The organism is Streptomyces sp. NBC_00996, from assembly GCF_045162675.1.
In the GTDB taxonomy this organism is placed as follows: Bacteria; Actinomycetota; Actinomycetes; order Streptomycetales; family Streptomycetaceae; genus Streptomyces.
This window is the reverse complement of sequence record NZ_CP108723.1, coordinates 8,204,663-8,218,413: the sequence shown is the minus strand read 5'-3', so window position 1 is coordinate 8,218,413 and position 13,751 is coordinate 8,204,663. Positions and strand designations below refer to the sequence as shown.

At 66.2% G+C, this 13,751-nt stretch carries 13 protein-coding genes and 6 pseudogenes; 5 read left to right on the top strand and 14 right to left on the bottom strand.

Annotation, left to right across the window (positions count from 1 at the left end; translation table 11 throughout):
- Positions 1-24 precede the first annotated feature (24 nt).
- The 3 genes and pseudogenes from OG390_RS38420 to OG390_RS38410 form a co-directional block, all read right to left on the bottom strand.
- Positions 25-413 (bottom strand): annotated as a pseudogene (locus OG390_RS38420) (ISL3 family transposase); the annotation flags it as partial.
- Positions 377-1,803: pseudogene (ccrA, locus tag OG390_RS38415) on the bottom strand (crotonyl-CoA carboxylase/reductase). The pseudogenes OG390_RS38420 and ccrA, both read right to left, overlap by 37 nt.
- 239 nt (positions 1,804-2,042) lie before the next feature.
- The gene (locus OG390_RS38410) at positions 2,043-2,675 is read right to left on the bottom strand and encodes an FMN-dependent NADH-azoreductase (protein WP_406174365.1); all 633 of its coding nucleotides are present in this window, start codon (positions 2,673-2,675) and stop codon (positions 2,043-2,045) included.
- Positions 2,676-3,023: 348 nt separating this feature from the next.
- On the opposite strand from OG390_RS38410, the gene OG390_RS38405 reads away from it, so the two are divergent.
- The 5 genes and pseudogenes from OG390_RS38405 to OG390_RS38385 form a co-directional block, all read left to right on the top strand.
- Positions 3,024-3,332: a transposase gene (locus OG390_RS38405; RefSeq protein ID WP_406174364.1), complete on the top strand. Its 309-nt coding sequence runs from the start codon at positions 3,024-3,026 to the stop codon at positions 3,330-3,332.
- Positions 3,329-3,910 carry an IS3 family transposase gene (locus OG390_RS38400; RefSeq protein WP_406174363.1) on the top strand — a complete coding sequence of 194 codons (582 nt, stop codon included), beginning with the start codon at positions 3,329-3,331 and terminating at the stop codon, positions 3,908-3,910. Before OG390_RS38405 ends, OG390_RS38400 begins: the two co-directional genes overlap by 4 nt.
- Positions 3,814-4,206, top strand: a complete 393-nt coding sequence (locus OG390_RS38395) for an IS3 family transposase (RefSeq protein ID WP_406174361.1) — start codon at positions 3,814-3,816, stop codon at positions 4,204-4,206. Before OG390_RS38400 ends, OG390_RS38395 begins: the two co-directional genes overlap by 97 nt.
- Before the next feature lie 11 nt (positions 4,207-4,217).
- Entirely contained in the window at positions 4,218-4,913 is a 696-nt protein-coding gene (locus tag OG390_RS38390) for a 4'-phosphopantetheinyl transferase (RefSeq protein WP_406174359.1), read from the top strand.
- A gap of 30 nt (positions 4,914-4,943) precedes the next feature.
- Positions 4,944-5,164, top strand: a pseudogene (locus OG390_RS38385) (TetR/AcrR family transcriptional regulator); the annotation flags it as partial.
- Between the two features lie 231 nt (positions 5,165-5,395).
- Here OG390_RS38385 and OG390_RS38380 read toward each other — a convergent pair.
- The 11 genes and pseudogenes from OG390_RS38380 to OG390_RS38330 all read right to left on the bottom strand — a co-directional run bounded on the left by OG390_RS38380 (position 5,396) and on the right by OG390_RS38330 (position 13,414).
- Positions 5,396-6,316 (bottom strand): LuxR C-terminal-related transcriptional regulator, encoded by a 921-nt coding sequence (locus tag OG390_RS38380; RefSeq protein WP_406174357.1) that lies wholly within the window; start codon positions 6,314-6,316, stop codon positions 5,396-5,398.
- Between the two features lie 402 nt (positions 6,317-6,718).
- Complete coding sequence (locus OG390_RS38375) at positions 6,719-6,985, bottom strand: hypothetical protein (protein WP_406174356.1); 267 nt, start codon at positions 6,983-6,985, stop codon at positions 6,719-6,721.
- Between the two features lie 20 nt (positions 6,986-7,005).
- On the bottom strand, positions 7,006-7,665 hold the full coding sequence (locus OG390_RS38370; RefSeq protein ID WP_406174355.1) for a transposase: 660 nt from the start codon (positions 7,663-7,665) through the stop codon (positions 7,006-7,008).
- Between the two features lie 118 nt (positions 7,666-7,783).
- Positions 7,784-8,026 (bottom strand): annotated as a pseudogene (locus tag OG390_RS38365) (transposase); the annotation flags it as partial.
- A 241-nt stretch (positions 8,027-8,267) separates the two neighbouring features.
- Complete coding sequence (locus OG390_RS38360) at positions 8,268-8,405, bottom strand: hypothetical protein (RefSeq protein ID WP_406178104.1); 138 nt, start codon at positions 8,403-8,405, stop codon at positions 8,268-8,270.
- Between the two features lie 46 nt (positions 8,406-8,451).
- Positions 8,452-8,750, bottom strand: a pseudogene (locus tag OG390_RS38355) (IS630 family transposase); the annotation flags it as partial.
- 130 nt (positions 8,751-8,880) lie between these two features.
- A pseudogene (locus OG390_RS38350) lies at positions 8,881-8,937 on the bottom strand (hypothetical protein); the annotation flags it as partial.
- A 125-nt stretch (positions 8,938-9,062) separates the two neighbouring features.
- Positions 9,063-9,221 carry a helix-turn-helix domain-containing protein gene (locus OG390_RS38345; protein WP_406174353.1) on the bottom strand — a complete coding sequence of 53 codons (159 nt, stop codon included), beginning with the start codon at positions 9,219-9,221 and terminating at the stop codon, positions 9,063-9,065.
- 164 nt (positions 9,222-9,385) lie between these two features.
- On the bottom strand, positions 9,386-9,544 hold the full coding sequence (locus tag OG390_RS38340) for an IS3 family transposase (RefSeq protein WP_406174351.1): 159 nt from the start codon (positions 9,542-9,544) through the stop codon (positions 9,386-9,388).
- A gap of 278 nt (positions 9,545-9,822) precedes the next feature.
- Complete coding sequence (locus OG390_RS38335; RefSeq protein ID WP_406174349.1) at positions 9,823-11,151, bottom strand: class I SAM-dependent RNA methyltransferase; 1,329 nt, start codon at positions 11,149-11,151, stop codon at positions 9,823-9,825.
- Positions 11,152-11,320: 169 nt separating this feature from the next.
- Complete coding sequence (locus tag OG390_RS38330; protein ID WP_406174347.1) at positions 11,321-13,414, bottom strand: APC family permease; 2,094 nt, start codon at positions 13,412-13,414, stop codon at positions 11,321-11,323.
- Positions 13,415-13,751 lie beyond the last annotated feature (337 nt).

The following is a 13,751-nucleotide window of genomic DNA, read 5'->3' as shown; positions in this document are numbered from 1 at the left end:
ATGATTGTTTGAACTCACGGCGGGGATCGCGGTGTAGCGGTGGCGGCGGCGCAGGGCGAGAATCGTCCACACCGATCACTCGCGGGACCGCCTGCTGCGGCAAGCGGCAGGCGCCGCAGATGACGCAGCGCGGTACTCCGGGAAACGGGCACGGCCAACAGACCTGCCAGGCGCTCGGCCGCCCGGCCGTACCACTCCCGCGCCACCTGAGATATCTGCCCGGCAAACCGCACCGTACGGCGCTGATGGCGCTCACTCCAGCACAGTCCGGGAATTTGCTCGCGGAAGGTCTGCCGCCGGCAGCCCGGAGCCGGACAGACCAGCCGCCGTGCGCACAGGTGGACGACGACCTGGCGGCCGTCGTCCGGCACGTCCCTCACCGTTCGGCGGTGATAACCGTGCATCTTCGCCGTCGGCGGCACACCGGACACGCCACCGCCACTGTCGTCATGGCGTTCCCGCAAACTTTCTGTTCGCGGAAGCGGTTGATGGCGTCGATGTGCTTCGCCCGCAGTGCGTTGTCGCGTACGCCGAGGCCCTCCTGAGGTGCCAGGCAGAGGATGCCCACCTTGCCCTGGTGGAGGTTGGCATGGACCTCGTACGCGGCCTGCCCGGCCTGCTCCAGCGGGTAGACCGTCGACAGCGTCGGGCGGATCCTGCCCTTGGCGACGAGGCGGTTGGCCTCCCACGCCTTACGGTAGTTGGCGAAGTGTGAGCCGACGATCCGCTGCAGCGACATCCACAGGTAGCGGTTGTCGAACTCGTGCACGTACCCGGAAGTGGACGCCAGGTGACCACGGTGCCACCCTTCCTCGCCACGCAGACCGACGCGCCGAACGTCTCCCGGCCGGGGTGTTCGAAGACAATGTCGACGTCCTCGCCGCCGGTCAGCTCGCGGATGCGCTTGCCGAACCGTTTCCACTCGCGCGGGTCCTGGGTGGTCTCGTCCTTCCAGAACCGGTAGTCCTCGGCGCTGCGGTCGATGACCGCTTCGGCTCCCATGGAGCGGCAGACGGCCGCCTTCTGCGGCGAGGAGACCACACAGATCGGGTTCGCTCCGCCGACGAGCGCCAACTGGGTGGCGTACGAGCCGAGTCCGCCGCTCGCGCCCCAGATCAGTACATTGTCGCCCTGCTTCAGCTGCGCGCCGTTGCGGGAGACCAGCTGCCGGTAGGCGGTCGAGTTCACCAGCCCCGGCGAGGCGGCCTCCTCCCAGGTCAGATGCTCAGGCTTGGGCATCAACTGGTTGGACTTCACCAGCGCCAGCTCAGCGAGGCCGCCGAAGTTGGTTCCGAAGCCCCAGATGCGCTGCTCTGGATCGAGCATTGTGTCGTCGTGGCCGTCGGAGCTCTCCAGCTCGACGAAGAGGCAGTGCGCCACGACCCGGTCCCCGGGGCGCCACCGGTTCACGCGACGGCCGGTGCGCGGCACCACCCCCGCCAGGTCCGAGCCCAGTACGTGGTACGGCAGGTCGTGGCGCCTGGCCTGCTCACTGAGGCATCCGTAGCGCTCGAGGAAGCCGAAGGTCAGCACGGGCTCGAAGATCGAGGACCACACGGTGTTGTAGTTGATCGCGCTCGCCATCACGGCGATCAAAGCCTCGCCCGGACCCGGCTACGGTGTCGCGACCTCCTGCACCCGCAGGGACTTACGGGGATCCTTCGCCTTCGAGTCCATCCCCTCGAACATCGCGGTGTCCTCCCGGCGCACCACATTGCCGCGGTAGTACTCCGGCAGACGCACACCCGCCACATCTCCCGATGTGACCTCCTCGGAGAGGAGAGCGCTGATGATCTCGTTCATAGGCTGTCTTCTTCTTCATGTGGTTGCGTCATCGGCCTGCACCGGCCGCATGCAGCAGGGCGCGGGCCGCCAGGCCACCGGGTCGATGACCTCGGCTGCACGGTCAGCGAGGAAGAAGTGGCCGCCCCGGAAGACCTTTGTCCTCGGCCGGCTGGCGATGCGCTTCCGCCCGCCCGCGGTCTCCAGCGGGTTGCGGCAAGCGGGTGCGGACTCCTAAGAGATCTGCGGGCGTGCAGGCATCAGGCGGCGAGCTTCTTGAGCGTCTCCTGGGCAGTTGCCAGGGACTTCTCCCCCAGCGGCTTGAGATCCGCCATGGCCGGCACGATCGCGGCCAGGGTCAACTCTGCGTGCACAAAAGTGAGGTTGTCCGCGAGACCGATCGCCGTCAAGATGTGCCGCAGGTACGGCTCCTGGTAGTCCTGGCCCTCGCGCGGGGTCCCCGGAGCGTAGGAGCCGCCGCGCGCGGTCACCACGATGACCGACTTGCCGCTGAGCGGACCGGAATCGGCCCCCGGGAGGATCGCGTGGGCCGGGCTGACCAGCAGGTCGATCCAGGCTTTGACGTTTGACGGGATCGTGTAGTTGTACATCGGCACGCCGAGCACGATCGTGTCGGCGTCGTGCACTTCAGACACCACCGTGTCGACGAGCGCCTTCTCCTCGTCCGTCTGACCGTGATCGCGGCTGGGGTCCAGAACGTACTCGCGCACGGGATGCGTGAGATGGGGGATGGGCTGGGCGGCCAGGTCGCGGTGGACGTAGCCAGCGTCAGGGTGGTTCTGCCGCCACTGGGTCGCGAAATACGAGGTCAGCTGACGCGACGTGGAACCCTCATGGCGGATGCTCGCATCGATGTGAAGAAGAGAAGACACAAAGACCCCTGAAATTTGCTGGGCAGTTCGTCAAGACCGCAGTTGGTCCGCGAAACCGAGAGCTGACCTGCACGACACTAGACAGTGCGGTCTTCGCGAGGCATCCCCTGGTCTGGTAGCTCCTGACCGAAGGCATGAGATCCATGAAGATGGCATGTACGTTTGGCATCATGCATAGCTCGACAGGCATTTCCCAGCACCGAGCTTGGTCTGGGCCCGCCGCTGTACTGATGGGCCCATGACTACGGCTGGCTCGGGCAGCGCATTCCGCGGGAAGTGATCTGCTGGGCTTGATCCGCTTTGACGGACATCTGAGATCAGGGGTTCTGCCCCGGAAGGATGTCCATCATGGAGAGCATGGGGAAGAAGAAGCCTCGGCCTCGCCGATCGTTCACGCCGGAGTTCAAGGCCGAGATCGTCGAGCTGTGCCGACGCGGTGACCGCTCGGTCGGTCAGGTCGCCAAGGACTTCGACCTGACCGAGACCGCGGTGCGGCTATGGGTCAGCCAGGCCGAGGTCGACGCGGGCGAGCGCGACGGGCTGACCAGCAGCGAACGCGAGGAGTTGGCCGCGCTGCGCCGGGAGAACCGCCGCCTGCGGGAGGACGTCGAGGTCCTCAAGCGGGCCACGGCTTTCTTCGCGAAGGAGACCCGGTGACGGTGCACCCGTTCATCGAGGCGGAGAAGCGAGACGGTCACAACGTCAAGCGCGCGTGTGAACTGCTTAAGGTCTCCCGAGCCGCCTTCTACGCCCGCCGCAGCGGCAGGCCCGGTCCTCGGGCCGTCCGCGATGCCGAGCTGACCGAGAAGATCACCCAAGTCCACGACCGGTCCCGCGGAACCTACGGAGCCCCGCGGATCCACGCCGTCCTGCAACGACAGGGCGACGAGTGCGGCCGCCGCCGCATCGCCAGACTGATGCGCAACGCCGGACTGCAGGGCCGGCACCGCAGGCGACGGCAGCTGACGACGATCCCCGACCCGCAGGCCGGCACCCGACCCGACCTCATCGTCCGCAACTTCGCTCCCGACCCGGCCGGCCTCGACTCCCGCTGGTGCGGTGACATCACCTACATTGCCACGGAGGAGGGCTGGCTCTATCTGGCCACCGTCATCGACATCGCCTCGCGTCGCGTCGCGTGGTCGGCTGGTCCACCGCCGACCATCTGCGGACCGATCTGGTCGCGGACGCTCTCCAGTCCGCCTGCCGTCGGCGTCGTCCCACCCGGCCGGTGATCTTTCACTCGGATCGTGGCTGTCAGTACACCAGCCAGCAATTCGCTTCCCTGGCCACGCAGTTCGGTGTCCGCCTGTCCGTCGGCCGCACCGGGCAGTGCTGGGACAACGCGCTCGCCGAGTCATTCTTCGCCACCATCAAAAGGGAGTTGCTGGATACCGCCGCCTGGCCCAGCCGGGCCGCCGCCCACACCGCGATCTTCGACTTCATCGAGGGCTGGTACAACTTGCACCGACTGCACAGCAGCCTCGGCTACCGCAGTCCCGCCGAATACGAGAGCACACTCGCAGCCTGACCACCACACCGATGGTGTCCGTCAAAGCGGAACAAGCTCACCCGGGGTCGGTCGCGGTCGTGGAGACGCTGGGCAGTGACGCCCTCGGCGACGGCGTCATCCTCTACCCCGAGGAGGAGGCGGTCATAGCGCGGGCCGTGGAGAAACGGCGTCGCGAGTTCACCGCCGTTCGGGGCTGCGCACGGCTCGCCATGGAGAAGCTCGGCACGGCGCCGCAGCCGGTTCTGCCCGGCCAGCGTGGCGCACCGCGCTGGCCCGACGGGCTGGTCGGCAGCATGACGCACTGCGAGGGCTACTGCGCGGCCGCGCTGGTGCGCGCCGAAGAGCTGGCTTCGCTGGGCATCGACGCTGAACGTCACGACCGTCTCCCCGACGGTGTCCTGGAAGCGGTGGCGCTGCCGTCTGAGCAGACCAGAGTGCGGAATCTCGCCCGCAGCCACCCCTCTGTCCACTGGGACCGGCTGTTGTTCAGCGCCAAGGAGTCCGTCTACAAGGCGTGGTTTCCCCTGACCGGAAAGTCGCTCGACTTCCTGGAGGCCGACATAGAGATCGCCCCAGCAGCCACCGCGCAAGCTTCCGGGACCTTCCGGGCACGGCTTCTGCTCCCGGGCCCGCTGGTCGACGGACATCGCATCGAGGCCTTCGACGGCCGCTGGACCGCACACCGGGATCTGCTCTCGACGGCCGTCGTCGTACACCACTTCTGAAGTATCTACGGCGATGCGAGGAGTACGAGGATGGGCGTCACCATGGACGGCATCAAGCAGCAGCGTCGCGGCAACAACCTCCAGCGCATCCAGGACGTCGCGCTCGAAACCTTCGCCGAGCAGGACTACGGGAAGACGTCCCTGAGATCGCCGAGCGGCTCGACGTCACCAAGACGGCGCTCTACGACAACTTCAGGACCAAGGAAGAGATCATCGTCAGCCTCTTCGAGGATGTGACGCAGCCGGTCCAGCGCGAGAGCGATCACCGCACGCTTGGACAGCCGGAGTGTGCAGCGTCGGTCACCCTCACGGGTGACGATCAGCATCGTCACCCACTCCACCAGTGCGTGCGGCAGGATACGGGACCAACAGGGTTCCTGAGCTGGAGAGTTGAGGGCTAGACACCTCTCTCGACGGCACGGGAGCCCTGTCCGTTGCCCACGGTCCCGCCGTCACCCGTCCGGAGCCCACCCTGAAAACCCTCAATATTTGGTCCAGTCCCTGGCCAATTCCACGCGTGAGGAGATCTGTAACTTGCAGAATATTTTCTTTAGATGGTAGGCCACAGTATGAGGAGATATAAAAAGGTGTTTAGCCGTCTGGGTGTTGGTCATTCCTTGTGCTACCAATTGAGCCACCTTAGCTTCTGTTTCGGTGAGATTCGCGATCGCCTTCGGTGAGGTTATGCGCCAACGGGATTGGTGGTGCCTAACACCGAGATCCCACAGCCTCTTCTTGATTCGCAAGGCATCGCGCGGGGCTCCCGCCTTGATATAGGCGTCAGCGCTCTGCTCGAATATTCTTATGGCCTGGTCCTGTTGCGACCGCTCACGGGCCAAGAACCTTCCGATGTCTTCTATAGTCGAAGCTCGCGCCCAGGGGTGGACCTGCATCTTCGCAGCGAGCCGCAGATCGACCAAATTTCGCTCGAATAGACTTTGCGCGTGGAGGGCTGATGCGGCTAACGCATGGTGCTGCGGGTTCATTTCAGCCAGTTTCTGAGCTAGCTTCACTGCTTTGTGCGCCGATGGCTTCTGGTCGAATTTCAGCGCCAGCCGCACGATCCAGGGGGCGGCAGCCGACTGTGACAGGAGTACGTTCCTGCTGACCGGGCCGAAGTCAACGAGCTCCTCGATGACTGGTGCGACGCCCTCGGCTCCCCTTTGGGCTTCGCGTACCCGCACGTTTACCCATGCGCACGGCCCCGCCAGCACGGTGAGACGCCCCATGAATGCGTCGTCGGTTATCATCTGCATGTGCGACGAAGCCGCATTCACTTCTGCACGCTGCAAAGCGATCAATGCCAGGATGAGGTGACTCGCGATACGGAATTCACGGTTACCCTCGGCTTGCGCAAGCACCTGGTCACTCAGGGCCGCTGCTGCGTCCAGGTCTCCGGCCATGAAAGCCAGGTGTGACCGGGCTAGCCAGAGTCCGGCCGGGGAGACCGCCGGGCCGAAGAGACTGCTATTCGGATTCTCTGGATGGTAGAGAAGTTTCGTTACGCGATCGAATTCTCCTCTCCTTGTCAGCAGGAAAGTAAACCACATTCTAGTACGCAGGTCACAGTCGCATGAAGAGTCAGCGGCTGTCTTGGCAACAGATTCTTCAGCAAGATACAGACTGCGGTCGGACCAGCCATTCAGCCAGAGAGATATCGCCTGTTGGATGAGTTGACATTTTGCGCATGTTCCAGCATTGGGAAATATGCGCGCAGAATCTGCCAGAAATGAACTTTTCGGCATTTAAATCCTTCTCCGTCCCTTCAGGCACGGCAGCTGTAAGTCTTGATCCATGGGCTTGGGTCACGCGGCTGCCGCGGCGGTGATGTTGTTCCACCGGCGGTGGGCCTCGGTGGCCTGGTGCTGGTGATGGCGGCGCCAGGCGGACCAGTGCAGGATGTGGTCCCGGTCGCGTCGGGGTTGCGGAAGTGCGGTGATCCGCAGGATGGCCAGAAGTTCGCGGCCACTGGCCGGGGCGAGTTCCAGGCCGTGTCCGGCTCCGTCGGTGGTGCGGGCGTGGGTGACGGCGAGGACGGCGGCGGCGAACAGGCTGATCAGGCTCCAGCACATCCAGGAGGTCCAGCAGGGACCTAGCCCTGGTCGAGTCCGGCCAGGCCCTTCGCTCCTTGGAAATCCGCCTCGATCTTCCAGCGGGTGCAGATGTTCACGAGGGTCGTGAGGCTGACGGGGGCGGCCGAGTGGCAGCGGTAGAGGGACAGTTCGCGGGTGTAGCGGTGGCGGCGTACGAGGAGGAAGGCGTGTCCGGTGGTGGCTGCGTCCTGGCCCGGAGGTGTGTCGTCGGACAGGACGTCGATCAATGCCCAGTCGTAGTGCCGGTCGCCCTTGGTGCCGTTGCCCGTGCGCAGGCGCATCCAGGCCCTGGCCGGGACCTTCGCGGCCAGCTGTGTGGCCGCGAAGCGGCCGACGGCGGTGGTGGCGCGGTGGTCGGCCTTGACGGCCAGGGCGTAGTCGAAGCCCAGGGTGCGGGCGGTGCGGCGCAACTCCAGACTGCCGTAGACCTCGCCGCCGGTGAACCAGCGGGCAGCAAGGCCCAGTTCACGGGCACGGTGCAGCATCGCGGTGGCCAACTGCGGTTTGGTGGCGAAGGTGATCTCGTCAGGCACGTGCCGCAGCAGCCGGCGTTCCTCGTCTTCGGCCCAGGCCGTCGGCAGGTACAGCTGACGGTCGATGAGTGCGTGAACGTGCACGGAGGCGTAGGTGAGATGGACTGCGACCTGGCACAGACCCAACCCGCCCAGCGCACCGGAGTACTGGGGGATGCACCCACGCAGTCAGTGGAGGACTTCTCATCGCCCGTCTCGTCGACGACCAGCACGGCCTCATCGTCGGCGAGTTACCTGCCGTCCAGGCGGCGAGATGATCGCGGGCCAGGTCATGGTTCCAGGCGCCGCGCGAAAGAAAGTGCCGCAGCCGGTACGGCCCGTCAGGGCCCAGAGCCTGTGCGAGCGTCCAGCAGTTACGCCGCTCCAACTCCATCAGCATCCCCCGTGTCATCGTCCTGCCCAGCATCCGCGAGTCCCGGCGCGGGAAGCAGACGGCCACCGCGGCTATCAGCGACCCGAACGCCGCTGTCCGGGCCCGCTCGGCCATCGTGGCCTCGACGGCCACCTGGTCCTTGATCGTCGTCACAAACGTTCATGATCACGGTGGCCGTTCCCGTGCCCGCGCCCACCCTCCTGGCCTACTCGGATACCTCAACGATCAAGACTTGCAGCTGCCGTGTCAGTGATCAGGCTTTCAGGTTCCATTTAAGGTTTCAACGGGAAGTTCAGGCCGCCATGGCTTGATGTGATCGCTCTCGGCAACGATCGTATGTATCTACTGAGCCGTTTCAAACCTGCCGCTCCAGGGTATGGAGAGCCGCGTCGATTGACGGCATTTCGATTCGGATTGCACCGGGCCTGCGGAAGATCCGCCACGCCTTCAGTCGTGTGACGCCGCGCTCGACCGGCGCCCGTGCTGTGGCCAGGGCTCGGTTGACGGTTTGCTGAATTGGCCTGAGCTTGTCCTGCCTTGAACTCGCGCAGCCGACGGTCTCTGTGCACGTTCAGGTTGTCCCACACGAGCACGATCGGTGCGCCGAGTTGCTGGTGGGCGGTGATGAGCAGGTCGCGGTAGTCGGTCCAGGTGAAACTGCGTCTGCCGCCCTGCTGTGGTCGACGAGCCGTTTGTGCCGGAAGATCAGGCGTGAGCGTTCGCGCTGCTTGTAGCAGGCCAGAGCGGCGATGGAGAAGCGGCGCTGGGAGCGTCTGCGGACCCGTATGACGGGTGTGTGTCCGCGCCGGAACCAGGTGCGGGCTGTGGGCGGCGTCATCGAGAAGCCGGCTTCGTCTTCGCAGCAGCGCCAGGCCCCGAGCGCCGCCACGGCGTTCCCACCTGGGCCATGTCTCCTTCACCCACCCGGTGACGGCTTCCTCGTCGCGCTCGATCGCGCGGCGGGCGGGGACCTGGTGGCTGAAGCCGTGCCGGTGCAGCGTCTGCGCGATGGCTGACAGCGTCATGCTCTTGTGGAACCGGCGCCCGATCAGCGTCTCTATCCGCGCCAGTGTCCACGTCTGGTCCGGCCAGCCACGAGCGACCGGTCCCCTAGCCAGCTCCTGCTCGAGCATCTCGAACAATGCCTCACTCAGCTGGACCTGGACGCCTGCCCCTTCGACTCCAGGGGCGGTGTTCCGCCGTGCTTCCATGCCTGGTACCACCGCTGTACCGACCGCACGCTGACACGTAACTGCTTGGCGATGGCGGCAATGTCGTGTCCCAGGGCGAATAACTCGGCCGTCCGCATCCGGATGCTCGCGAAACGCCCGTCGTTCCGCGGTCAGCCCGCCCCCTTGTGGATACCTCATGTCACCGGCCTACTGCGATAGGCACAACTCGTCGACCCTCACGACATCACTCCAGCAAGTGAGGCGCCCTGCGCTTCTCGGACAGCGGTGTTGAGGGTTCTCCTTATGCCGCTGCCTGCAACTCCTCGTACTCGGCGTGGACTTCTGCGGGAGTCTTGTAGCCGAGTCCGGAGTGGAGGCGTTTTCGATTGTAGAACATCTCGATGTAGCGGACGATCGCCCGGTGGGCATGTGTGCGTGTTGGGAACGTAGTTCGGTGCACGAGTTCGTTTCGTGTTACGAGCTCTTACGAATCGAAAGAACTGGACAACCCCAGCCGCAAGAACTGACGCATCATCAGGACAGGCGTCAGATGAGCGTCAAGCCTGCCGCGCGCTGCCCTGGCGAACATCAGGACCAACGCTCGCCATACTCCGAATGATGTCTAGAAACCGCAGCTCAGGAATGTACGTCCGTCGGGCAGCGCACTCCACGTCGTGCGCTATGGGAAACAGGTCGACATCATGTGCGAGGAACCTGAGAAAAGAGGAAAGCAGCAGGTCAGAGCCCCTTCTCAGCGGGCTCAAGAACAGCCACGCACTCCACGTGCGAGGTCATCGGAAACAGATCGAACGCCCGCAGCGTCCGCACCTTGTAGCCGCCGTCGCGGAAGTACGCCAGGTCGCGGGCGAGCGCCGCCGGGTCGCAGGCGACGTACGCGATGCGGCGGGCGCCCAGGGATGACAGGTGCTCGACCGTCTTCTTGCCGGCGCCGGCGCGCGGCGGGTCGAGGACGACGAGGTCGACCTCGGTGATGCCGGTGCGCGGGAGGACCGTCTCGACCTTGCCCTGCTCGATGCGGACACGGTCGAAGCCGGCGAGGTTGTGGCGGGCGTCCTCCACCGCGCGCTTGCCGGACTCGATGCCGAGGACCGCGCCCTTGTCGCCGAGCCGGTCTGCGAGGGCACCGGCGAACAGGCCGACGCCGCAGTACAGGTCGAGCGCCATCTCGCCCTTGCGCGGCAGCAGGCCCTGCATCACGGCGAGCACCAGGGTGTCGGCGGCCTTCGGGTGGACCTGCCAGAAGCCGCCGCTGCCGACGCGGTACGTACGGCCGTCGGCGCGCTCGCGCACGAAGGCACGGCCGTGGACGCGGTGGATGCCGCCGTCCTTCTCCTCGACGCGCATGACGGAGACGGGCCTGTCCAGCTCGACGAGGGGCAGGCGGGCGCCCGGCTTGGGCTCCAGAATCACCATGCGGTCCTGGGACCCCGTCGCGGCGATCGCCTCGATCGACTCCATCCCGGACCAGTCGCGCTGCTCGATGCCCAGCTCGCTGACGCCGGGCGCCGCGATCATGCAGTGCTCGATCGGCTCTACCTCGTGCGAGCGGTGGCGACGCAACCCGGCGTTGCCGTCCGCGTCCACCGTGTACTGCACGCGTGTCCGCCAGGCCGGGACCTCGCCCGCCGGCAGCTTGTCGCCCTCGGCGGGCATCACCGTGCCGTCCCAGCCCGCCTCCTCGGGCGTGAGCCCCGCGAGGCGCTGCAGCTGCTCGGCGATCACCTCGCCCTTGAGGCGGCGCTGCGCACCCGGCTTGGCGTGCTGCCAGTCGCAGCCGCCGCAGCGACCGGGGCCCGCGTACGGGCAGGGGGCCTCGACGCGGTCCTTCGAGGCGTCCAGGATGTCAACGGCGTCCGCGCGCAGGAAGCGCGCGCCCTCCTCGCCCTCGGTCACGCGCGCGACGACGCGCTCGCCGGGCAAGGCATGCCGGACGAACAGGACCTGGCCCTCGGCCGTACGGGCGATGCAGTGCCCGCCATGCGCGACGGGACCGATCTCGACCTCGTACTCCTCCCCCACCAGCGACTTCTTCGGTTCTGCCTGCATGGTGGGGTGACTCCAGATGAGAAAAGGGGAACGGCCGGACAACAGCCCACCAGTCTACGTGGACGCCACCCGGCCGATCGACACCAGTGGGTCAGCCCTTCGAAGAACCCGGATCCGTGAGCTTCCCCAAGAACCCGGATCCGTCAGCGATGCGAAGTACCGGAATACGTCAGGGCTTGGTAGAACCCGAGGTCCCCGACGACGGGCCGGACGAGGACGAAGACGCCGAGGGCTCCTTCGGCCGCTCCTCCGCCGGACCCCGGCGCACCGCACCCGGCGCGTTCCAGTCCTGACGCTTGCGGGCCCGCAGCTTCGCCGCCTCGGAGGACTCCAGCTGGTAGGGCACGGAGGTCACCATGACGCCGGGCGTGAACAGGAGCCGGCCCTTGAGGCGCAGGGCGCTCTGGTTGTGCAGCAGGTGCTCGTACCAGTGGCCGACCACGTACTCGGGAATGATCACGGAGACCGCGTCGCGTGGCGACTCCTTGCGCAGGCCCTTCACGTACTCGATGATCGGCCGCGTGATCTCGCGGTAGGGCGAGTCGAGGACCTTCAGCGGTACGGCGATGCCACGCCGTTCCCACTCCTCGCGCAGGGCCTTGGTCTCGGCCGGGTCGACGTTGACGCTGAGCGCTTCGAGGGTGTCGGAGCGCAGCAGCTTGGCGTAGGCGAGGGCGCGCAGCGTCGGGCGGTGGATCTTGGAGATCAGGACGACGGAGTGGACGCGGGAGGGGCGGACGCTGTCGTCGGAGGGGCCTTCGGGCGCGGCGATCTCCTCGGCGACCCGGTCGTAGTGCTTACGGATCGCGCTCATCGTCGCGTAGAAGATCACCATTCCGAGCAACGCGACCCAGGCGCCGTGCGTGAACTTGGTGACCAGGACGACGACCAGCACCAGACCGGTGAAGAAGGCCCCGAAGGCGTTGATCGCCCGCGAGCGGACCATGTGGCGCCTCTTGGCCTGGTCCTTCTCGATGGCGAGGTGGCGGTTCCAGTGCCGCACCATGCCGGTCTGGCTGAGCGTGAAGGAGACGAACACCCCGACGATGTAGAGCTGGATGAGACGCGTCGAGTCCGCCCCGTAGATCACGACCAGGAGCATGGCCGCGCCGGCGAGCAGCACGATGCCGTTCGAGAAGGTGAGGCGGTCGCCGCGAGTGTGCAGTTGGCGCGGGAGGTAGCGGTCCTGGGCGAGGATCGAGCCGAGCAGCGGGAAACCGTTGTACGCGGTGTTGGCGGCCAGGAACAGGACCAGCGCGGTGGCGGCGGCCAGCACGATGAACAGGAAACTGCCCTTGCCGAAGACGGCCTCGGCGACCTGCGAGATCACCGGATTCTGGACGTAGTCCGCGCCGACCGCGACACCGTTGTGGATCAGGTCGGTGGCCGGGCTCTCGGCCATCCGGACCTTGGTCGTCATGGCCAGGGCGATGATGCCGCAGAACATGGTGACGGCCAGCAGGCCCATCATCGCGAGGGTGGTCGCGGCGTTCTTCGACTTCGGTTTGCGGAAGGCGGGGACGCCGTTGGAAATGGCCTCGACGCCGGTGAGCGCGGCACAGCCGGAGGAGAAGGCGCGCAGCAGCAGGAAGACGAGGGCGAAGCCCGCGAGTCCCTGGTGTTCGGCCTTGATGTGGTAGTCGGCGGTGGGCGCCCGCATGGTGTCGTCGAGGACGAGTCCACGGAAGGCGCCCCACGCGATCATGATGAAGACGCCCGCCACGAAGACATACGTCGGAATCGCGAAGAGCTTTCCGGACTCCTTGACTCCGCGCAGGTTCATCAGCGTGAGCAGCACGATGACGGCCACCGCGCAGGCGACCTTGTGTTCGACCACGAAGGGGATCGCCGAGCCGAGGTTCTCGATGCCGGAGGCGATGGAGACGGCGACGGTGAGGACGTAGTCGACGAGCAGGGCGCTGGCGACGGTGAGTCCGGCCTTGGGACCGAGGTTGGTGTTGGCCACCTCGTAGTCGCCGCCGCCGCTCGGGTATGCGTGCACGTTCTGCCGGTAGGAGGCGACCACCGTGAACATCAGCACGACGACCGCGAGGGCGATCCAGGGGCTGAAGTGGTAGGCCGACACGCCCGCGATGGAGAGGACCAGCAGCACTTCTCCGGGTGCGTAGGCCACGGAGGAGAGCGGGTCGGAAGCGAAGACGGGGAGTGCGATGCGCTTCGGCAGGAGCGTTTCCCCGAGCCGATCGCTGCGCAGTGCGCGCCCGATCAGGATCCGTTTGGGCACGTCGGTCAGTTTGGACACGCAGAGGATCGTAAGCGTTCGAACGCGGGGTCGCCCACCCGCCGTCCCGCATGAGCTTCCGATCTGCTCTCCGAGTGAAAACCGGCACGGCTCCAGCTGCGGATTCCGTAGCCGAGGACATCCGCATGCCTATATGACAAAAGTCCCCAACTCTGCCCGGCTCTGGAGGTTCCATGCACGCCACCGCTGAGCTCATCGGCGCCACCGCAGGTCTCATCGGCCTCGGAATCCTGACCATCGCCAGCGTTCGCAGCATCACACGCCGCTGATCTCCCCGTTCCCGGCCGGCCGAGGAAAACCCGCAGGCGAACGTGCACGGGGGTGCCCTCGACGGACC

Excerpts from the sequence above, each read along its gene's own strand:
- OG390_RS38375 (WP_406174356.1), bottom strand. The coding sequence starts at position 6,985 with ATGTGCTGGAGCCTGATCAGCCTGTTCGCCGCCGCCGTCCTCGCCGTC.
- OG390_RS38345 (WP_406174353.1), bottom strand. The coding sequence starts at position 9,221 with ATGCGGACGGCCGAGTTATTCGCCCTGGGACACGACATTGCCGCCATC.
- OG390_RS38380 (WP_406174357.1), bottom strand. The coding sequence starts at position 6,316 with ATGGCCGGAGACCTGGACGCAGCAGCGGCCCTGAGTGACCAGGTGCTT.
- OG390_RS38405 (WP_406174364.1), top strand. The coding sequence starts at position 3,024 with ATGGAGAGCATGGGGAAGAAGAAGCCTCGGCCTCGCCGATCGTTCACG.
- OG390_RS38390 (WP_406174359.1), top strand. The coding sequence starts at position 4,218 with ATGGTGTCCGTCAAAGCGGAACAAGCTCACCCGGGGTCGGTCGCGGTC.
- OG390_RS38335 (WP_406174349.1), bottom strand. The coding sequence starts at position 11,151 with ATGCAGGCAGAACCGAAGAAGTCGCTGGTGGGGGAGGAGTACGAGGTC.